This is a genomic window from Pseudomonas sp. NPDC086566 (genome assembly GCF_050280885.1).
GTDB classification, from domain to species: domain Bacteria; phylum Pseudomonadota; class Gammaproteobacteria; order Pseudomonadales; family Pseudomonadaceae; genus Aquipseudomonas; species Aquipseudomonas vlassakiae.
Map to the genome: position 1 here is coordinate 177,874 of NZ_JBNNWD010000011.1, position 20,016 is coordinate 197,889.

General features: G+C 62.9%; 19 protein-coding genes. 11 read left to right on the plus strand and 8 right to left on the minus strand.

Annotated features, from left to right (window positions below):
• Window positions 1-60 precede the first annotated feature (60 nt).
• The 3 genes from flgM to ACQKPS_RS23915 all read left to right on the plus strand — a co-directional run bounded on the left by flgM (window position 61) and on the right by ACQKPS_RS23915 (window position 1,717).
• Window positions 61-375: a flagellar biosynthesis anti-sigma factor FlgM gene (gene flgM, locus ACQKPS_RS23905; protein WP_254484235.1), complete on the plus strand. Its 315-nt coding sequence runs from the start codon at window positions 61-63 to the stop codon at window positions 373-375.
• Window positions 376-425: 50 nt separating this feature from the next.
• Window positions 426-893 (plus strand): flagella synthesis protein FlgN, encoded by a 468-nt coding sequence (locus ACQKPS_RS23910; RefSeq protein ID WP_254484233.1) that lies wholly within the window; start codon window positions 426-428, stop codon window positions 891-893.
• 80 nt (window positions 894-973) lie between these two features.
• The gene (locus tag ACQKPS_RS23915) at window positions 974-1,717 is read left to right on the plus strand and encodes a flagellar brake protein (protein WP_054886330.1); all 744 of its coding nucleotides are present in this window, start codon (window positions 974-976) and stop codon (window positions 1,715-1,717) included.
• A 119-nt stretch (window positions 1,718-1,836) separates the two neighbouring features.
• Here the strand turns inward: ACQKPS_RS23915 and ACQKPS_RS23920 are convergent, their stop codons facing one another.
• The 3 genes from ACQKPS_RS23920 to bkdR form a co-directional block, all read right to left on the minus strand.
• Entirely contained in the window at window positions 1,837-3,180 is a 1,344-nt protein-coding gene (locus tag ACQKPS_RS23920; RefSeq protein ID WP_254484231.1) for an MFS transporter, read from the minus strand.
• 130 nt (window positions 3,181-3,310) lie between these two features.
• Complete coding sequence (locus ACQKPS_RS23925) at window positions 3,311-4,552, minus strand: glutamine synthetase family protein (protein ID WP_254485542.1); 1,242 nt, start codon at window positions 4,550-4,552, stop codon at window positions 3,311-3,313.
• A gap of 233 nt (window positions 4,553-4,785) precedes the next feature.
• Window positions 4,786-5,271, minus strand: a complete 486-nt coding sequence (gene bkdR / locus ACQKPS_RS23930) for a Bkd operon transcriptional regulator BkdR (RefSeq protein WP_012315571.1) — start codon at window positions 5,269-5,271, stop codon at window positions 4,786-4,788.
• Between the two features lie 197 nt (window positions 5,272-5,468).
• Between bkdR and ACQKPS_RS23935 the strand changes: the two genes are divergently transcribed.
• From ACQKPS_RS23935 to lpdA, 4 genes are read left to right on the plus strand one after another with little or no spacing between them, the layout of a single operon-like run.
• Complete coding sequence (locus ACQKPS_RS23935) at window positions 5,469-6,701, plus strand: 3-methyl-2-oxobutanoate dehydrogenase (2-methylpropanoyl-transferring) subunit alpha (RefSeq protein ID WP_254484229.1); 1,233 nt, start codon at window positions 5,469-5,471, stop codon at window positions 6,699-6,701.
• A gap of 1 nt (window position 6,702) precedes the next feature.
• Complete coding sequence (locus tag ACQKPS_RS23940) at window positions 6,703-7,761, plus strand: alpha-ketoacid dehydrogenase subunit beta (RefSeq protein ID WP_254484227.1); 1,059 nt, start codon at window positions 6,703-6,705, stop codon at window positions 7,759-7,761.
• The gene (locus ACQKPS_RS23945) at window positions 7,762-9,030 is read left to right on the plus strand and encodes a dihydrolipoamide acetyltransferase family protein (RefSeq protein WP_313202055.1); all 1,269 of its coding nucleotides are present in this window, start codon (window positions 7,762-7,764) and stop codon (window positions 9,028-9,030) included.
• A 2-nt stretch (window positions 9,031-9,032) separates the two neighbouring features.
• Window positions 9,033-10,412 carry a dihydrolipoyl dehydrogenase gene (gene lpdA / locus ACQKPS_RS23950; protein WP_427605730.1) on the plus strand — a complete coding sequence of 460 codons (1,380 nt, stop codon included), beginning with the start codon at window positions 9,033-9,035 and terminating at the stop codon, window positions 10,410-10,412.
• Window positions 10,413-10,490: 78 nt separating this feature from the next.
• Here the strand turns inward: lpdA and ACQKPS_RS23955 are convergent, their stop codons facing one another.
• The 3 genes from ACQKPS_RS23955 to ACQKPS_RS23965 form a co-directional block, all read right to left on the minus strand.
• The gene (locus ACQKPS_RS23955; protein ID WP_152958803.1) at window positions 10,491-11,213 is read right to left on the minus strand and encodes a TylF/MycF/NovP-related O-methyltransferase; all 723 of its coding nucleotides are present in this window, start codon (window positions 11,211-11,213) and stop codon (window positions 10,491-10,493) included.
• Complete coding sequence (locus ACQKPS_RS23960) at window positions 11,210-12,076, minus strand: hypothetical protein (protein WP_427605731.1); 867 nt, start codon at window positions 12,074-12,076, stop codon at window positions 11,210-11,212. Before ACQKPS_RS23960 ends, ACQKPS_RS23955 begins: the two co-directional genes overlap by 4 nt.
• 263 nt (window positions 12,077-12,339) lie before the next feature.
• Window positions 12,340-13,338, minus strand: coding sequence for a diguanylate cyclase domain-containing protein (locus tag ACQKPS_RS23965; RefSeq protein ID WP_254484220.1), 999 nt, complete (start codon window positions 13,336-13,338; stop codon window positions 12,340-12,342).
• A gap of 190 nt (window positions 13,339-13,528) precedes the next feature.
• Here ACQKPS_RS23965 and ACQKPS_RS23970 point away from each other — a divergent pair, with 190 nt between their 5' ends.
• Window positions 13,529-14,248: an AzlC family ABC transporter permease gene (locus tag ACQKPS_RS23970; protein WP_427605732.1), complete on the plus strand. Its 720-nt coding sequence runs from the start codon at window positions 13,529-13,531 to the stop codon at window positions 14,246-14,248.
• Complete coding sequence (locus ACQKPS_RS23975) at window positions 14,245-14,571, plus strand: AzlD domain-containing protein (protein WP_176508745.1); 327 nt, start codon at window positions 14,245-14,247, stop codon at window positions 14,569-14,571. Before ACQKPS_RS23970 ends, ACQKPS_RS23975 begins: the two co-directional genes overlap by 4 nt.
• Here the strand turns inward: ACQKPS_RS23975 and ACQKPS_RS23980 are convergent.
• A complete protein-coding gene (locus tag ACQKPS_RS23980; protein ID WP_254484210.1) occupies window positions 14,568-16,409 on the minus strand; it encodes a sensor domain-containing diguanylate cyclase in 1,842 nt (613 codons plus the stop codon). The two genes, ACQKPS_RS23975 and ACQKPS_RS23980, sit on opposite strands and share 4 nt — an antisense overlap.
• A gap of 131 nt (window positions 16,410-16,540) precedes the next feature.
• Between ACQKPS_RS23980 and ACQKPS_RS23985 the strand changes: the two genes are divergently transcribed.
• Complete coding sequence (locus ACQKPS_RS23985; protein ID WP_254484196.1) at window positions 16,541-17,497, plus strand: endonuclease; 957 nt, start codon at window positions 16,541-16,543, stop codon at window positions 17,495-17,497.
• 381 nt (window positions 17,498-17,878) lie between these two features.
• On the opposite strand, the gene ACQKPS_RS23990 is transcribed toward ACQKPS_RS23985, so the two are convergent.
• Window positions 17,879-18,796 carry a bifunctional helix-turn-helix transcriptional regulator/GNAT family N-acetyltransferase gene (locus ACQKPS_RS23990; protein WP_427605733.1) on the minus strand — a complete coding sequence of 306 codons (918 nt, stop codon included), beginning with the start codon at window positions 18,794-18,796 and terminating at the stop codon, window positions 17,879-17,881.
• A 139-nt stretch (window positions 18,797-18,935) separates the two neighbouring features.
• Between ACQKPS_RS23990 and surE the strand changes: the two genes are divergently transcribed.
• Window positions 18,936-19,703, plus strand: a complete 768-nt coding sequence (gene surE, locus ACQKPS_RS23995) for a 5'/3'-nucleotidase SurE (RefSeq protein ID WP_283725601.1) — start codon at window positions 18,936-18,938, stop codon at window positions 19,701-19,703.
• The last annotated feature ends 313 nt before the right edge of the window (window positions 19,704-20,016 follow it).

Sequence of the window (20,016 nt, forward strand, 5' to 3'; positions counted from 1 at the left end):
AGTTTCTTTCGGGTTGGCCGAAAACAAGGCAAGCGTCCAAATACCCAGAGGTTTCTGATCATGGTCATCGACTTCAGTCGTTTGAATAATTCTCCGTCCATCACGGGCGGCGTTCGTGGCAACGCCACGTCCGGCAACGCCGAGAAAACCGGCGAAACCCAAGAAGCGCCGAAAAGCGCCAGCGCCAGCGGAGAAGCGGTACACCTCAGCCAAGAGGCCCAGCAGTTGCAAAAGGTCAGCGACAAGCTGCGCGACCAGCCCGTGGTCAACAGTGCCCGCGTGGCTCAGTTGAAGCAGGCGATCGCCGACGGCAGCTACCAGGTCGATGCCGGCCGCGTCGCCAGCAAACTGCTCGATTTCGAAGCCCAGCGCTGACCGTTCGGCGCGCTGACTTCACGGACGCCATGTAAAGCCAAGAGTTAGCCATGCACGACATCACTTTGCTGCAATTGATCGAAGACGACATCGCTCCGACCCAGGAACTGCTCGACCTGCTCCAGCAGGAGTCAGTGGCCCTGCATGGTCGCGACATGGCGCCGCTGGAGGGCATCCTGGCCCGCAAGCAGTCGCTGATCGTCCTGCTCGAGCAGCAAGGCATGCGCCGCAACAACCTGCTTACCAGCCTCGGCCTGAGCGCCAACCGCGCCGGGGTCCAGGCATTGGCGGCGCAGTCAGACAATGGCGAACTGATCCTGCAACAGCTGGATGTACTGAACCAGTTGATGAATGATTGCCAGAAGGTCAACGAGACCAATGGCCGGATCATCCAGGTGCAACAACACGTTACGGCCAACCAGATCAGAATCCTTCAGGGTGGCGAAGCACCGTCGCTCTACGACAGCCGTGGCGCCACTTCTCCACTTGCCAAGCCCCGGGCGCTCAGCCAAGTGTGATTACTTCTATCAAGGCACGGAACATACTGGCAAAATGCCGTTAATTGCGTGTGTCGTTTTTGCCTGGAGATTGAAAACCCGTGTTCAATGAAACCGATGCCCCGCAACCGCCAAAGGTGCTGAACACGCCCTTGGAGATCGCGGCCAACCTGCGCCAGCTGCAAGACAGCCATGATCCGCTGATCATCACCTTCCATGAGCGCAGCCAGCGGTTCCAGAGCTACGTGGTACACGTGGACCGTGACAGCAATATCCTCGCGCTGGACGAAATGATCCCGCGCGACGGCGAGAAATTCATCGAGAACGGCGAACCGTTCCGCGTCGAAGGCTTCCATGACGGTGTGCGCATCGCCTGGGAGTGCAACCATGAATTGAAAATCAGCGAAGTGGACGGCCACCGCTGCTACCGTGGCGCGATGCCCGAAGAGATGACCTACCACCAGCGTCGCAATGCCTTCCGCGCTGCGCTGAAGCTGTCGCAACTGGTCGACATCATTCTCGATGGCAGCTACCTCAAGGGCAACGGCGCCTTGCGCGGCAAGCTGCTGGACATCTCTGCCACCGGCTGCAAGTTGCGCTTCGAGGGCAATGTCGAGGACCGCCTGCAACTGGGCCAGGTGTACGAGCGCTTCAAGGCCAGCAACCCGCTGGGCCTGGTAGACACCATGGTCGAGCTGCGCCACCTGCACTATGAAGAGCGGATCAATACCACCTTCGCCGGTGTGCGTTTCCACAACCTCAATGGCCAGGCACAGCGCAAGGTCGAGAGTTTTGTCTACCAGCTGCAGCGTGAGGCGCGGCGGTTCGACAAGGACGACTATTGATTGATTGGTGATACGAGAACGCCACCCATTGGGTGGCGTTTTTGTTTGTGGTTAACCTGTGCCGGCCTCTTCGCGGCGGTTCGACGCCTCGATAAACCCGCGAAGAGGCCGGCACAGGCTCAAACTGACTTGCTGACCTCATCCTCAGCCCGCGCCTCCGCGGCCGGCTCGGCCTTCTGCTCATCCTCGGTATCCTCAGCCGCCACCGGCGCCTGCATCACCTCCTGCACAGTCTGTTCATCCACCCGCGGGTCAAGCGCTGCCGACAATGGCGAACCCGCCGCCGGCATCGCCACGTGCCCCAACGGCGCATCCTGCACCTGGTGCAGCCCGGTGACCGCCTTCGGCCGGATGCGCCACACCAGTACCAACGCGAAGAACGCGAAGAACGCATAAAGCATCTGCGCCCCCAGCACCTTCATCAGTACCCCCGCCGCCAGCGGCCCGATACAGGCACCGACGCCATAGGTGACCAGCAGCATGGCCGTCAGCGACACGCGCCGCTCGCTTTCCACATGGTCATTGGAAAACGCCACCGCCAGCGGGTACAGGCAGAACTGCAACAGTGAAATCACGAAGCCAATGCCGAACAACGCCTCCAGCGGCACGCTCGGCAGCAACGCCAGCGGCACCGAAGCCAGCGCCAGGCCTATCGCAACGCTGCGGATCAGCACCGCCCGGTCATAGCGGTCGGACAACCAGCCCAAGGGCCACTGCACCAGCAGGCCGGCAAAGATGCAGCAGCCCATGAACAGACCGATCTGCTCGGTCGACAAGCCCTGGCTGGAGGCGTAGAGAGGCGCCAGGCCATAGAACGAACCGACGATCAAGCCTGACCCCAGTACCGTACTGAGCGACTGCGGTACCCGCTTGATGAAGAACTTGGGTTCCATCGGTGCCGGACGCAGGGGCGCCGGGTGGATGCGCCGGGTCATCGCTACCGGCACAAGGCACAGGGCGAAGCACATGGCCACCAGCATCAACAGTTCCGGGCCCAGTTGCGGGTGCACCACCAGGATCAGCTGGCCGAGCACCAGGCCAAGGTAGGATGCAATCATGTAGCCACTGAACACCGCCCCTCGGTGCTTGGCCTCGGCCTGCTCATTGAGCCAGCTCTCGATGACCATGTACTGGCACATCATCCCCAGGCCGACGATCATCCGCAGCCCGACCCACACCGGCAGCCAGCTGGTCATGCCATGCCCCAGCACGGCGGCGCAGACGATGCCGGCGCACGTGGCGTAGGCCCTGATGTGCCCCACCCGGCCGATCAGCCGGTGGCCGACCTTGCCGCCCACCGCCAGGCCGAAGTAGTTGGCGGCCATCAAGGCACCGACCCACAGGCTGTCGACATGATCGGCTGCCAGGCGCAGCGCCAGGTAGGTACTGAGCAGGCCCGAGCCGATCAACATCATCAAGGCGGCGAAATACAACGACTGAAAGGGCTTCCAGATGTTTCGCATACGTCCCGTCGAGCTCCCTGGTCAGGTGGCGTTGGCTTGCTGGCAAGCATAAAAGCAAAATGGTCACGGCGCAGTCCCCTGCCCGCCAAATAAGCGGACAGGGGCGCGTCCAGTACCGATTGTGTCGCGATCAGGCCTGTGCTGCGAGCACGCGCCGCTCCCAGGGGGTGATCTCGTTGAAGAAGTCCGTCAGTTCCAAGGTCTTGCTGGCAATGTAGCCTTCGATGAACTCGCTGCCGAACAGTTCCCGCGCCAGAGCGCTGCGCTTGAGACGTTCGAGCGCCGCATGCAGGGTGCATGGCAGGCTCAGGGGCTCCGGCACCTCGAACTCCCCCTGGATCGCCGGGGCAGGCTGCAGGCGCTGCTCGATACCGTGCAGGCCGGCGGCCAGGCTGGCCGCAATGGCCAGGTAGGGGTTGGCGTCGGCACCCGGCAGGCGGTTCTCGACCCGCCGCGCCACCGGAGCACTGGCCGGAATGCGCAGGCCGGCCGCGCGGTTGTCCTCGGACCAGCAGGCATTGTTCGGCGAAGCGTAGGGGTGGCACAGCCGCTGGTAGGAGTTGACGTTGGGCGCGAACAGCGCGGTGAAGTCGGCCATGCACGCCTGCTGCCCACCAATGAAGTGGTAGAAAGCCTCGGTCGGCTGGCCTTGCTCGTCGCTGAATACGTTACGCCCCGTGGCCATGTCCACCACGCTTTGGTGAATATGCATGGAACTGCCAGGGGTATGCGCCAACGGCTTGGCCATGCACACCACGCTCAGGCCATGCTTGAGCGCCACTTCCTTGAGCAGGTGCTTGAACAGGAAGGTCTGGTCAGCCAGCAGCAAAGGGTCGCCGTGCAATAAATTTATCTCGAACTGGCTCACGCCCATTTCGTGCATGAAGGTGTCGCGCGGCAGGCCCAGGGCCGCCATGCACTGGTAGACCTCTTGGAAGAACGGGCGCAGGCCGTTGTTGGAACTGACGCTGAATGCCGAATGGCCAAGCTCGCGGCGGCCATCCTTGCCCACGGGTGGCAGGAAGGGTTGCTGCGGGTCGGTGTTGGGGGCGAAGACGAAGAACTCCAGCTCGGTCGCCACCACCGGTGCCAGGCCCAAGGCGGCGTAACGGGCGATCACCGCCTTGAGCTGACCACGGGTGGACAGCGCCGAGGGCCGGCCATCCAGTTCATTGGCGTCACAGATGGCCAGCGCCAGCCCTTCTTCGCTCCAGGGTAGCCGGTGAATCTGCGAGGGCTCCGCCACCAGGGCCAGGTCGCCGTCATCGCTGCCATAGAAACGCGCCGGCGGGTAGCCGCCCATGATGCATTGCAACAGCACGCCCCGGGCCATTTGCAGGCGGCGGCCTTCGAGGAAGCCCTCGGCGGTCATCACCTTGCCACGCGGGACGCCATTGAGGTCGGGAGTGACGCATTCGATCTGGTCGATGCCCTGGAGGTGCTCGGCCAGCGAGCGGTGGGCGGCGGTGGTCATGACGCTTGTCCTTGTTGTTATAGGCTGACAACAACATAGGCTTGGGGTGTTTAAAATATCAAGCACCCTCGGTATCGCCTGTGCCGGCCCTTTCGCGGGTAAACCCGCAAAGAGGCCGGTACTGGTGAACACTATTCTCGCAAGGTCATGCCATTGGAGGGCAACGGCAACGCGGTCTTGTACCTCACCTGCTTGAGGGCAAAGCTGGAGCGGATATTGGCCACCCCCGGCAACCGCGTCAGGTAATCGAGAAACCGCTCCAGCGCCTGGATGCTCGGCAACAGCACGCGCAGCAGATAGTCCGGGTCGCCGGTCATCAGGTAGCACTCCATCACCTCGGGCCGTTCGGCGATCTCTTCTTCAAAGCGGTGCAACGCCTGCTCGACCTGCTTCTCCAGGCTGACATGGATGAACACGTTCACATCCAGCCCCAGCACCTCCGGTGACAACAAGGTCACCTGCTGGCGGATCACACCCAACTCTTCCATGGCCTTGACCCGGTTGAAACAGGGCGTCGGCGACAGGTTCACCGAACGCGCCAGTTCCGCGTTGGTAATGCGGGCATTGTCCTGGAGGCTGTTGAGAATGCCGATATCGGTACGATCGAGCTTGCGCATGAGACAAATTCACCGGTTTTTTGTGTTTATCCGGAATGTTTATCTCCACCGTCAGGCAAAGGCAATCAACTTGAGAGAAAAATTCTCCTGCCCTGCCACTAAGATGTAGATGACGCTGACCTACCAGTCACAAGCCGGTACTCAGCGGCGGCCGCTTCAGAGCTCACAAAAACAACATCCGAGCGAGCGTAAAAAGCATGAACGAGTACGCCCCCCTGCGTTTGCATGTGCCCGAGCCCACCGGCCGGCCAGGCTGCCAGACCGATTTCTCCTACCTGCGCCTGAACGACGCAGGGCAAGTCCGTAAACCGCCGATCGATGTCGACGCTGCCGACACTGCCGACCTGTCATACAGCCTGGTCCGCGTGCTCGACGAGCACGGCAATGCCCAAGGCCCGTGGGCCGAGGACATCGACCCGCAGATCCTCCGCCAAGGCATGCGCGCAATGCTCAAGACGCGCATCTTCGACAGCCGCATGGTGGTTGCCCAGCGCCAGAAGAAGATGTCCTTCTACATGCAGAGCCTGGGCGAAGAAGCCATCGGCAGCGCCCAGGCGCTGGCGCTCAACCGCACCGACATGTGCTTCCCCACCTATCGCCAGCAGAGCATCCTCATGGCCCGCGACGTGTCGCTGGTCGAGATGATCTGCCAGCTGCTGTCCAACGAGCGCGACCCACTCAAGGGCCGCCAGCTACCGATCATGTATTCGGTGCGCGAAGCCGGTTTCTTCACCATCAGCGGCAACCTGGCGACGCAGTTCGTGCAGGCGGTCGGCTGGGCCATGGCTTCGGCGATCAAGGGCGATACCAAGATCGCCTCGGCCTGGATCGGCGACGGCGCCACCGCCGAATCGGATTTCCACACCGCCCTCACCTTCGCCCACGTCTACCGCGCCCCGGTGATCCTCAACGTGGTCAACAACCAGTGGGCGATCTCCACCTTCCAGGCCATCGCCGGTGGCGAGCAGACCACCTTCGCCGGCCGTGGCGTGGGTTGCGGCATCGCTTCGCTGCGGGTCGACGGCAACGATTTCGTCGCTGTCTACGCCGCCTCGCGCTGGGCCGCCGAACGCGCCCGCCGCGGCCTCGGCCCCTCGCTGATCGAGTGGGTCACCTACCGCGCCGGCCCGCACTCGACCTCGGACGACCCGTCCAAGTACCGCCCGGCCGATGACTGGAGCCACTTCCCGCTGGGCGACCCGATCGCCCGCCTGAAGCAGCACCTGATCAAGATCGGCCACTGGTCCGAGGAAGAACACCAGGCCACCACCGCCGAGTTCGAAGCCGCGGTCATCGCAGCGCAGAAGGAAGCGGAACAGTACGGCACCCTGGCCAACGGCCACATCCCGAGCGCGGCCTCGATGTTCGAGGACGTGTACAAGGAAATGCCTGATCACCTGCGCCGTCAGCGCCAGGAACTGGGGGTCTGAGATGAACGATCACAACAACAGCATCAACCCGGAAACCGCCATGGCCACCAGCACACTGACCATGATCCAGGCCCTGCGCTCAGCCATGGATGTCATGCTCGAGCGCGACGACAATGTGGTGATCTACGGCCAGGACGTCGGTTACTTCGGCGGCGTGTTCCGTTGCACCGAAGGCCTGCAGAGCAAGTACGGCAAATCGCGGGTGTTCGACGCCCCGATCTCGGAAAGCGGCATCGTCGGCACTGCCGTGGGCATGGGCGCCTACGGCCTGCGCCCGGTGGTGGAAATCCAGTTCGCCGACTACTTCTACCCAGCCTCCGACCAGATCGTCTCGGAGATGGCCCGCCTGCGCTACCGTTCGGCCGGCGAGTTCATCGCCCCGCTGACCCTGCGCATGCCCTGCGGCGGCGGCATCTATGGCGGCCAGACCCACAGCCAGAGCCCGGAAGCGATGTTCACCCAGGTCTGCGGCTTGCGCACGGTGATGCCGTCCAACCCGTATGACGCCAAGGGCCTGCTGATCGCCTCGATCGAATGCGACGACCCGGTGATCTTCCTCGAGCCCAAGCGCCTGTACAACGGCCCGTTCGACGGCCACCACGACCGCCCTGTCACGCCCTGGTCGAAGCACCCGCAAAGCGCCGTGCCGGACGGTTACTACACCGTGCCGCTGGACAAGGCGGCGATCACCCGCCCAGGCAACGATGTCACCGTGCTGACCTACGGGACAACGGTCTACGTAGCCCAGGTGGCCGCCGAAGAGAGCGGCGTTGACGCCGAAGTCATCGACCTGCGCAGCCTCTGGCCGCTGGACCTGGAAACCATCGTCGAGTCGGTGAAGAAGACCGGCCGCTGCGTGGTCGTGCATGAAGCCACCCGTACCTGCGGCTTTGGCGCCGAACTGGTGTCGCTGGTGCAAGAGCACTGCTTCCATCACCTCGAAGCGCCGATCGAGCGCGTCACCGGCTGGGACACCCCCTACCCCCACGCACAGGAATGGGCTTACTTCCCAGGCCCTTCGCGGGTAGGCGCGGCATTGAAACGGGTCATGGAGGTCTGAATGGGCACGCACGTCATCAAGATGCCGGACATTGGCGAAGGCATCGCGCAGGTCGAGTTGGTGGAATGGTTCGTCAAGGTTGGGGATGTGATCGCCGAAGACCAGGTGGTGGCCGATGTCATGACCGACAAGGCCACCGTGGAAATCCCTTCGCCGGTCAGCGGCAAGGTGCTGGCCCTGGGCGGCCAGCCAGGTGAGGTGATGGCGGTTGGCAGCGAGCTGATCCGCATCGAGGTGGAAGGCAGCGGCAACCATGTGGATGTGCCGCAGGCCAAAACGGTGGAAGCGCCCAGCGCGCCCGCCGCGCCCAAGCCAGCCGTGCCAGCACCGCAGCCCGTCAGCTACCAGGCCCCTGAACAGCACGTCGAAGCACCGATCGTGCCGCGCCAGCCAGGCGACAAGCCGCTGGCTTCGCCGGCGGTGCGCAAACGCGCCCTGGATGCAGGCATCGAACTGCGCTACGTGCATGGCAGTGGCCCGGCCGGACGCATCCTGCACGAAGACCTCGACGCCTTCATGAACAAGCCGCACAGCCCTGCCGGCCAGGCGCCGGGTGGCTATGCCAAGCGCACCGACAGCGAGCAGGTGCCGGTGATCGGCCTGCGCCGCAAGATCGCCCAGCGCATGCAGGATGCCAAGCGTCGCGTCGCGCACTTCAGCTACGTGGAAGAGATCGACGTCACCGCCGTGGAGGCCTTGCGCCAGCAGCTCAATGCCAAGCACGGCAACACCCGTGGCAAGCTGACCCTGCTGCCGTTCCTGGTCCGTGCCATGGTCGTGGCCCTGCGCGACTTCCCGCAGATCAACGCCACCTATGACGATGAAGCCCAGGTCATCACCCGCCATGGTGCTGTGCATGTGGGCATCGCCACCCAGGGTGACAACGGCCTGATGGTGCCGGTGCTGCGCCATGCCGAGGCCGGCAGCCTCTGGGCCAATGCCGGCGAAATCTCGCGCCTGGCCAACGCCGCGCGAACCAACAAGGCCAGCCGTGAAGAACTGAGCGGCTCGACCATCACCCTGACCAGCCTCGGCGCCTTGGGCGGCATCGTCAGCACCCCGGTGGTCAACACCCCGGAAGTGGCGATCGTCGGCGTCAACCGCATCGTCGAGCGGCCGGTGGTGATCGATGGCCAGATCGTCGTGCGCAAGATGATGAACCTGTCCAGCTCGTTCGACCACCGGGTGGTCGATGGCATGGATGCCGCGCAGTTCATCCAGGCCGTGCGTGGCCTGCTTGAACAACCTGCCTGTTTGTTCCTGGAGTGAGCATGTCCCAGACCATCGACACCACCCTGCTGATCATCGGCGGCGGCCCCGGCGGCTACGTCGCCGCCATCCGCGCCGGCCAACTGGGCATCCCTACCGTGCTGGTCGAAGGCCAGGCCCTGGGCGGCACCTGCCTGAACATCGGCTGCATCCCGTCCAAGGCGCTGATCCACGTGGCCGAGCAGTTCCACCAGACCGCACGTTTTGCCGGGCAGTCGCCGCTGGGCATCAGCGTCGATAGCCCGCGCCTGGACCTCGGCCAGAGCGTGGCCTGGAAGGACGGCATCGTCGACCGCCTGACCACCGGCGTGGCCGCCTTGCTGAAAAAGCATGGGGTCAAGGTGATTCACGGCTGGGCGAAGATCCTCGACGGCAAACAGGTCGAGGTCGGCGGCCAGCGCATCCAGTGCGAACACCTGCTGCTGGCCACCGGCTCGAACAGCGTCGAGCTGCCGATGCTGCCGCTCGGCGGGCCGATCATCTCCTCCACCGAAGCCCTGGCGCCCAAGGCCCAGCCCAAGCACCTGGTAGTGGTGGGCGGCGGTTACATCGGCCTGGAGCTGGGCATCGCCTATCGCAAGCTGGGGGCGCAAGTCAGTGTGGTGGAAGCGCGTGAACGCATTCTGCCGACCTATGACAGCGAACTGACCGCGCCGGTGACCGAATCGTTGAAGAAGCTGGGCATCGCCCTGCACCTGGGCCACAGCGTCGAAGGCTACGAAAACGGCTGCCTGCTGGCCAGCGATGGCAAGGGCGGGCAACTGCGCCTGGAGGCCGACCGGGTATTGGTGGCCGTCGGCCGCCGGCCACGGACCCAAGGCTTCAACCTGGAATGCCTGGACCTGAAAATGAACGGCGCCGCCATTGCCATCGACGAGCGCTGCCAGACCAGCATGCGCAACGTCTGGGCCATCGGTGACGTGGCCGGCGAGCCGATGCTCGCCCACCGCGCCATGGCCCAAGGCGAGATGGTTGCCGAAATCATTGCCGGCAAGAGCCGACGTTTCGAACCCGCAGCGATTGCTGCGGTGTGCTTCACCGACCCAGAGGTCGTGGTGGCGGGCAAGACGCCGGAGCAAGCCAGCCAGCAAGGGTTGGACTGCATCGTCGCGCAGTTCCCGTTCGCCGCCAATGGCCGGGCCATGAGCCTGGAATCGAAAAGCGGTTTCGTGCGGGTGGTGGCGCGGCGTGACAACCACCTGATCGTCGGCTGGCAGGCGGTTGGCGTGGCGGTATCGGAACTGTCCACGGCGTTTGCCCAGTCGCTTGAGATGGGCGCACGGCTGGAAGATGTGGCTGGCACCATCCATGCCCACCCAACGCTGGGCGAGGCGGTGCAGGAAGCGGCACTGCGCGCACTGGGCCACGCACTGCATATCTGACACTGAAGCGGCCGAGGCCGATTTGACCCGCTGCGCCCCAGGCGCCGCGGGTCTTTTTTCGCTGGTCGCTATACCACGTCAGACGCGGAAGTAGCCTACCGACGAATCGAACGGCAGACGCTTGAGCTCGACCTTGTTCAAGTCCAGCACGTCACGCAGCGCCTGGGTTTCGCCCGGGAAGTTGCGATAGGCCACCTCGTCCAGCACCACGATTGCCCCTTTGGGCATGTACGGCAGGAAAGTTTCCAGCGCTACCTTGGTCGATTTGTACAGGTCGGTGTCGAGAATCAGCATCGCCACCACCAGGTCCGGACGGGTCTTGACGAAGGCCGGCACGGTTTCGAGGATGTCGCCCTTGACGATCTCGCAGCGCGGGATGCGGTTGACCGGACGGATCAGGTCGTTGGCATCGATCATGTCCTGGATCAGCGTCTCGTCGGTGTCGGAGAACATGCTTTCATTGATGTCGGCCGGATCCTGCTCGGCATCGATGCTGGCGAAACCACCGAAGGTGTCGAAACCAATGATCGAACGGTTGATCGCATACGGCTCCAGGATCATCGACAGCTGCATGTACAGCATCAACGAGTTGCCTTTGTACACACCACACTCGACGATGGCGCCAGGAATGTCCTGGACCATCTTGAACAGTTCGATACGCGACAGCGCAGCGGTCACGGCAATACGGTTGGCGAACAGGAACGGCGCGTCAGCCACGTATTGGGCATCGACACGGCTCAGCACGCTGGCGCGCTTTTCGTTGTACTCGACCTCGGCAGCAGTCAGACGACGCTTGGTCATGGGTTAACTCCCTGGAATTGCGAAAAGTCGCTGGCATTGAAAAAGTCTTTGAAGCCGGCCTCTGCGTCCGAACAGCCGTTGTCGACGTTCGGTGCGCCGCGCTTGTGCAACAAGTCTTGCAGGTGAATCAGGCGGAAGTCCACGCTGAAGCGCACCTTGTCGGTGAAGTTGGCCACGGTGCCGTGCAGGTGGGCCCCCGAGAAGATCAGCATCTCGCCACTGTTGGCAGCAACACGCAGCTCGGCGCTGGTGTCGATGTCTTCCAGCGGCACCGGATGCACCCGAGTTTCTTCGGTGATGTTCTGCGAGGCCTTGTGCCGCTGCACGTTGATCCAGTCGTTCAGGCTCCACTGGGCCGAACTGTTGTGCACAGGCCGCTCGAAATATGCCGGGTTGATCATCATGGTCTGTTCCGGCTCGATGCTGTACACCGGCATCCAGGTGTTCACCTGGCTTTCGACGCTGCCATACCAGGTATCCCGGTGCGGTTTGTAGGCATAGCTCACGCCAGCATGCAGGTAGTCGTAGTTGGGCACCACGCGCACCCGCGGCACGTCGAAGATGTAGTCTTTCGGGTCGGCGCCGATCTCGCGGATGAAATCGCGGATCAGTGCCTTGGCTTCAGGGCCATTGGTGAACTGGCGCTTGAGTGCGGTGACGCGCTCGACGAAGGTCTCCACCGGCATCATCTTGTGCAGCGACTGGTGATCGGTTTCACCCTCGAAAGCGGCAGTGATGCTCTGCCGGGCCAGGGCGCACAGCTGGTGTGCATTGCCAAGGCCGGTCTCGAGGAAGATATCGCCCTTGAACAGCGCACCCCGGTAGTCCGGCTTGTTTTTCACCTGGTTGACGTAAAGATTCATACTTGCCCCTTCAGAACTCTTTGAGACCAATGCCCACCGCGGGTTGCGTCGACCGGCAGCGGCGCATGAATTGAAGTGGACGCAAGGCGACGCACCCTGCCGCTGCGGGCAGGAACTTCAACCATTGGCGATACGGATGCATTGCCCGTATCCAGTGACCTATGAGTCGGCATGCTGACAGGAAACTTTAAGCCGCGCGCGTACCGGCGATCAGGATGCGCCCCAGCAGCGCTTGCCGGTATCACATCCACTTGCAAAGCGCTTCAATCGCAAATGGCGTTCTTGCCCGAGCCCTTCGCCCGGTACAAGGCCTGATCGGCCCGGGCCAACAAATCCTCTTGGCCCTCTCCTGCCTGCCACTGCACCACGCCATAGCTCATGGTCAGGCGGCACTCGCCCACCGGCTCCATTCGTTCCATCACCCGGCGCAACTGCCCCGCCAGCTCGAGTGCCTCACCCAGCGTGGTCTGCGGCAGCACCATGACGAACTCGTCGCCGCCCCAGCGCGCCAGCAGGTCGGGCTCACGCAGGCAGGTACGCAGGTTGTCCGCCACCTGGATCAGTGCCGCGTCACCTCGGGCATGGCCATGGCGATCATTGATCGGCTTGAAATCATCCAGGTCCATGGCAATCAGCGCCAGCGGCTGGCGGAAACGCCTGGCCCGCTCGCACTCATCGTGCAAGGTCTTTTCCAGCCGGTAGCGGTTGGCCAGCCGCGTCAGCGCATCGCGCTCGGCCAGGACGCGGTTCTCGTCGAGCTGGTGCTGCAGCTGCTGGTTGACCCATGACAGCTCGCGGGTGCGCTCGGCCACCTGGGCTTCCAGCGAGAGGTTTCTCTGTTCCAGCTCCGCCACCAGGCGCTTGCCGGCATCGATGTTGCGGTGCGCACCGAGCATGCGCGCCACCGAGCCGTCCTCGTTGCGATCGATGATATGGCCACGGTCTTCCACCCACAGGTAGCTGCCGTCGCCGCAACGGCAACGGTACTCGATGAGATAGTGCTCACTGTGCCGGTTGATGTAGGCTTCGAAGTGCGCCATCACGCGTGGATAGTCTTCAGGATGGATGATGCTTTCCCAGGTCAGCACGGTGTTGGCCTTGGAATGGCTTGGGTAACCGAGCATCGCGTACCAGCCGGGGTTGCGATAGACGAAACCGGTATTGGCATTCCAATCCCAGATCCCATCGCTGATCAAGTTGAACAGCGTGGCGATCTGCTGTTCACTGAAACCGGCCGGAGCCGGCTGTGCTTCCTGATTCATGGACGCTCTCCCTGATGTCCAGCAACTGCGCCCCGAACAAGGTGCTGCCGACAGTGCATGTGTTTGCCGCATACGGCAACGTGCTTCCCACACAGCCAAGCATATGCCGCGCGGCTGACCACTGGAATAGCACGGGCATTGTATTTCCACCTGCGCGCCGGCATGGCTGATGAAACTTCAAGGAACCCTCATGCACTACAAAAGCGGGATGCACGCTTTCAACGACGGAGTCCGCGCCGTTCTAACGCTGACCACCGGCATGCTGCCGTTCGGTCTGATTACCGGGGTCACTGCCATCGGTATGGGCATGTCCCCGTTCGAGGCGATGGGCATGACCCTGCTGTTCTATTCCGGCTCCGCGCAAATGGTGGTGCTGCAGCTGATGCAGAGCGGCGCGCTGCCGCTGACCATGGTGGCCACCGCGCTGGTGATCAACCTGCGCTTCCTGATGTACAGCGCAGCCCTGGCCCCGCATCTGAGCGGCCTGCCACGGCGCAAGACCTGGCCACTGTCCTACCTGTTATCCGACCAGGCGTTCGCCCTGTGCAGCCTGAAGTTCGGCGCTGGCGACCTCGGCCGATTCGCTTTCCCGTACTACCTGGGCACCGCCGTGCCGATGTGGCTCGGCTGGAACCTGGCGGTGCTGGCGGGTGTGTACCTGGGGACCGGCATTCCGGAATCCTGGTCACTTGGCTTTGCCATTCCACTGTCGTTCCTGGCACTGCTGGTGCCGGGCATCCGTAACCCGGCAACGCTGGGCGCAGCGGTGGTCGGCGGCGCGCTGGCCGTCCTGGCCCACGACCTGCCCTACAACCTGGGCTTGCTGGTCGCTTCGCTGGGCGGCGTGGCCAGTGGGCTGTGCATCGAACAGCTGCGCAAAGGCGCAACCGTGGCAACGGAGGCGCCATGACCGACATCAACCCATGGATCACCTTTGCCCTGATTGGCTTGGGCACCTTTGCGATACGGCTGTCGTTCATCGAGTTCTACGGGACGTTGCGTATTCCGCCGATGTTACGCCGCGCGCTGGTGTATGTGCCGGCCAGTGTGTTGGCCGCGCTGGTGCTGCCGGCCGTGGTGTTCAAGGCCGGCCAGCCCGGTATCGATTGGGGCAACCCGCAGATACCGGCCGCGATCGTCGCCGGGCTGGTTGCCTGGCGCACGCGCAGCACGCTGCTGACCCTGGCGGTGGGCATGGGCGGGTTATGGGCACTGCAGCATTGGGGCTTCTAACGGTCAGGCACCATACTGAAGCGGTTGCGCCCGCCGCGCTTGGCCTCGTACATGGCCTTGTCGGCGAGTGCCAGGGCATCTTCGGCCGTTTGCGGGTCATGCCCGGAATGGTTGAGGTACACGCCAATACTGGCGCCGACGGCCACCTCGGCCCCTTCCACCGCGATCGGTGCCGACAGCACATCACACAGCTTGCCCGCGATATCCCGCGCTGACGCCTGGTTGGTCACGGCCTGGGCGATGACCACGAACTCGTCACCGGCCAGCCTGGCCACCGTATCATCGGCGCGCATGGCCGCCAGCATGCGCCCCGCAGCAGCCTGCAGCACGGCATCGCCCGCTTCGTGGCCATGCTGGTCGTTGACTTGCTTGAAGCCATCCAGGTCGATGAAGAACAAGGCAAACGCCGCCCGCTGTTTCAAGGCGAAGTCCAGTTCCTCATGCAACGCCGCGCGGTTGGGGAGCCCGGTCAGCGGGTCGAGCGTGGCCTGGTCGAGCAGGGTCTTTTCCTTGCGCTTGCGTTCGGTCACATCCAGCGACATGACGAAAAAGCCCTCGACCTTGCCATTGCGGATATCGGGCACATACGTCGCGTGCCAGATCCGCGGGTCGTCGAGGCTGTAACGCACGTTGTCAGCCTCCACCCGCTCGCCGGCCAGCGCTTTCTGGAAGCAAGGCAACAGCTGCTCATACACGTCCGCCGGCAGCACATCCTGCACCTTGCGGCCTTTGAGCTGGGTCGGCTCGACGCCGAAAATCTGCCGGTACACGGCGTTGTTGAAGCGGTATTCGAGGTGGGTGCCGATATGCGCGATCAGCACCGGGATATTGTCGGCGATGGCTTGCAGGGTTTCCTGGCTGCGGGCCAGCTCTTCGGTGCGCTGCGCCACCTGTTGCTCCAGGGTCGCCTGGTAGCGTTGCAGTTGCTGCTGGCGGCGCCTGCGCTCGCTGATGTCGCGCACGAACACCACCAATTGCTCGGTAACGCCGCGCTCGTTGCGCAGCGCCGACACGCTCAGCTCGCTCCACAGTGCGGCATTGCCGGGGGTCATCAGCCGTACCTCGATGACCAGAGAATCCTGCTCGCCGGCAACGATCTGCTGCCAGGGCTCGTCCAGCTTGGCCAGGTCTTGAGGATCGATCAGCTCGCCCAACCGGGTCAGCACCAGCCACTCCCTGGCCCTGCCCAGCAACTGGCAGAATTCCCGGTTGGGCTCGAGGATGCGCCCGTCAAGGCCCACCAGCGCCTTGCTCGTCGGGCTGCTATCGAACACCCGTTGAAAACGCGCCTCGGAAGACGCCAGGGCGCCCTGCTCCGCCTGCTGCACTGCGCTGCCCGAGTCGATGGCCAGGCTGCGGTGCAACATCTCACGCTCGACGATCCGCGCGAGGTCGCGCAGGTGCGCCAGTTCGGTATCCGACACCTGGCGGGGCCGCGAGTCCAGCACGCACAGGGTGCCCACGGTCAGCTCGCCGGCAAAGCGCAGCGGCACACCGGCATAGAAGCGGATGCACGGCCCACCGGTCACCAGCGGGTTGTTTTCGAAACGTGGGTCGGCGCTGGCATCCGGGATCACCAGGATGTCTTGGGCATGCAGGGCATGGGCACAGAACGCCACATCGCGCGTGGTCTCGGCGACATCGATGCCCTGGCGCGACTTGAACCACTGGCGGTTCATGTCGATCAGCGACACCAGGGCCATGGGCACATCGATCAGTACACTGGCCAACCGGGTAATGCGGTCGAAGGTTTCCTCGGCCGGGGTATCGAGAATGTTCAGGCTCTCGAGGAAACACAGGCGGGCGGCCTCGTTGAGAGGCGATGGGGCAATTTGCATGACAACGCGCTCGACTAGATCATGACCCGCAAACGATAGCGCCGCAGCGCTCAAGTGCAAGCCTTTCATCTCTTCTATCAAATTGCGCAAGCCGTATAATCGCGTCTTTTTGTAAGCCTAAGACGTATTTCATGAAGAAACTGCTTTGCGCCGTCGCCCTCGCCTTCGCTGCCATCCCCGCCGCCTTCGCCACCCCACCCGCCACCTTCACCGAAGCCAAGGTGATCGCCAAACAGAAGATCTACCAGGACCAGGGCAACAGCGCCATGGGCGAGCTGTACTGTGGCTGCAAGTGGACCTGGGTCGGCAAGTCTGGTGGCCGGGTCGACCTGAAATCCTGTGGTTATGAAACCCGCAAGCTGCAGACCCGCGCCGAGCGTACCGAGTGGGAGCATATCGTCCCGGCCTGGACCTTCGGCCACCAGCGCCAGTGCTGGCAGAACGGCGGGCGCGAGCAGTGCGTCGACAGCGACCCGACCTTCCGGGCCATGGAGGCGGACCTGTTCAACCTCTACCCGTCCGTGGGCGAAGTGAACGGAGACCGCAGCAACTTCAACTACGGCATGGTCTCTGGCGTTGCGCCGCAGTACGGCCAGTGCACCACCAGGATCGACTTCCAGCAGAAAACCGCCGAGCCACGCGACGAGGTGAAGGGGCTGGTGGCACGCACCACGTTCTACATGTTCGATCGCTACAAGCTGAGCATGTCGCGCCAGCAGCAGCAGGTACTGATGGCCTGGGACAAGCAGCACCCGGTGACGGCCTGGGAGAAGCAGCGTGACCAGCGGATTGCCGCGATCATGGGGCACAACAACCCGTTCGTGACCGGTGAGCGCAAATGGGCGCTGGGGTATACGCCGCAGGGTGCGGCCGTGGTGCCGGCAACCGCGGTGAAGGAAGCGGCCAAGCCTACGCTGGCCAGTACCGCGGCTGGCGGTGCGGTGCTGGGAAACCGCAATAGCCATGTGTATCACCTGGCCAGCGGTTGCCCGGGGTACAGCCAGGTTTCGCAGAAGAACCAGGTGGCGTTTGGTAGTGAGGCCGAGGCGCAGGCGGCAGGGTATCGCAAGGCGGGGAATTGTAAGTAACGGCGTGAGAGATGTGTGAGGGCTTGCAGGTGTTCGCCAGTAAGAGCATCTGCGCTTGTGAGATCGAGCGCCGCCCGCGCGGCGCTTCCCGGGGCAAGCCCGCTCCCACAGTCTGTTTCGGGCCAATCCCTCCTGTGCAAGTACCGGTGCCCGCCTTGGTGCATGGCTGGAAATCAGTGGGAAAGCGGGTGAGCCCAACTCAAGAGCGAATGGAACAAACAAGGCGGACAGTGGTGACCTCACAGGAGTAACTGGCCCGAAACAGACTGTGGGAGCGGGCTTGCCCCGGGAAGCGCCGCGCGGGCGGCGCTCGATCTCACAGGCGCTGCAACTGTTGTGGCTGGCACATGGCAGCCCTCACCCAATCCACAACCCTGCCCATCACAAATCCCGCCCCCAGGTCTGGCTCACCAGCTCCTTGCCAAAACTGCTGACTGGCTCTTCTTCGATCAGCTCGAATCCTGCTCGCTGATAGATCTTGCGCGCAGCAACAAGATTGCTGGTAGTCCACAGAATCATCCGCTTGTAACCCGCCTGCCGGGCAAACCGAAGCGTCTCATCCACCAGCCGGTTGCCGATGCCCATCCCCCTTGCACTGGCGTCGACATACAGCATCCTCAGCTTCGCCGTGGTTGCGTCATGCCTGACCACGAAGATCGAGCCCACAACTTTCCCGGCCAATTCTGCGATCCAGCAGCGATCGAACCTCGCGTCATACTCGCGCAGGTACTTCGCAACGATCTCGGCCACCAGAGCCTCGAACTCCGAGTTCCACCCGTATTCGCGGGCATAGAGTTCGGCCTGTTGCTGAACCACCAGTCCCATGTCGCCCGGCCGGGGATCGCGCAGCACATAGGAACGATTCGAATCCCCCAGCAGCATTTCTATCTGGGTCATGGCCCGGAGCAGTTGTTCCTGCTGGGGCTCGCCAAGGCGCAGCAACAAACCTGCTACAGCCTCCCGCGAATCTTGCTGCAAGCCGCCCAGCGTTTGCTGCCCCATCTCGGTAAGGTGAATTTCATAGGCTCGTGCATCCGACTCGGAACGCGCCTTTTCGACCAGGCCGCGTTTTTCCAATCCGGTAATGACCCGGCTCAGATAACCCGCGTCAAGGCCCAGCTGTTGCCTCAGGTCCGAGCTGGTCAGTCCATTTCTTGCTCCCAGTTCGAACAGAATGCGCGCCTCGGTCAAAGAGAACTCAGAGCGCAGCAGGTGTTCATCAAGCAGGCCCAACTGATGCGTGTAAAACCGATTGAAGGCACGAATGGAATCAACGCGCGGATAATTTGCAGTGGACATGACCAGATCCATATAGTTGCTTTAAGCAAGCATATCATTGCTAAAGGCAACTATGTCAACGATGCATTGCGAGCCCCAGACCTATGGAAACGGTCTAGTCTCAACTGTCGGCTCCCATCACAAGGATTTTCCGACCGCCATGACTCAGCAAAAACTTGGAAGGATTCTGGTCACCAACGACGACGGCATCGACGCCACGGGGCTGAAAGTGTTGGAGCAGGTTGCCGCGCAACTGGCCGATGAGGTGTGGGTGGTGGCCCCGCGTGCAGACCAGAGCGGCACCTCGCACTCGCTCAGCCTGCATGCGCCGCTGCGGGTCAGTGAGCATGGTGAAAGACGCTTCGCGGTCACCGGCACACCCGGTGACTGTGTGGTGATTGCGGTACAGCATCTGCTCAAGGATGCCCGGCCCGACCTCGTTCTCTCGGGAGTCAACCGCGGCGCTAACCTAGGTATGGAAACGGTGTTCTCCGGCACGGTCGGCGCGGCCATGACCGGCATGCTGCTTGGGATCCGCTCGATTGCCCTGAGCCAGGCCTACAGTGACCGGGCGAACGTGCCTTGGGACAACGCGCTGACCCATGCGCCCAAGGTGCTTCAAGCACTGCTCAGTCAGGATTGGCCGAGCGATGCCTGCCTGAATGTGAACTTCCCCAACTGCGACCAACAGGCCACGCTGCCGCTGAAGGTGACGCGGCAGGGCGCCGGGCCTTTGAACAGCATGTCGGTGCGCACGGAAGTTGATCCTCGCGGGTTCGATTACCACTGGATCAGGTTGAACAATGCGCGAGAGGTTGATCAGCCCGGCACGGAAATGGCTGAGCTGGCGGCGGGTCACATCACCGTTACGCCGCTGCAATTTGAAAGGACACATATGGCGGCGCTCAATGATGCGGTGTTGAAGTGATTTGAGATTGGGAGAGGCTTACAGGCGCTGCACCTGTCATGGCGAACACATGGTAGGCCTAACCCAATCCCCCGCCCTATCCCTCCAAGCCCTTACCTGTAAGATTTTCCCGAACCTGAAACCAAATGCTTCAAGAACAACATGCTTGGGAATTATCCTACGCGCAGTGCTGAAGTATCGCTGTTGTCGGGGAAACCCCTCACGGATAACGTTTTCGGGTCGCTCCGGCGACCGGGTGTGAGAACCCGACTGATACAAGGCGCCGTCGCTATGGCGGCTATGCACGGGCAGACTTCGGTCTGGCCGAGTTTGC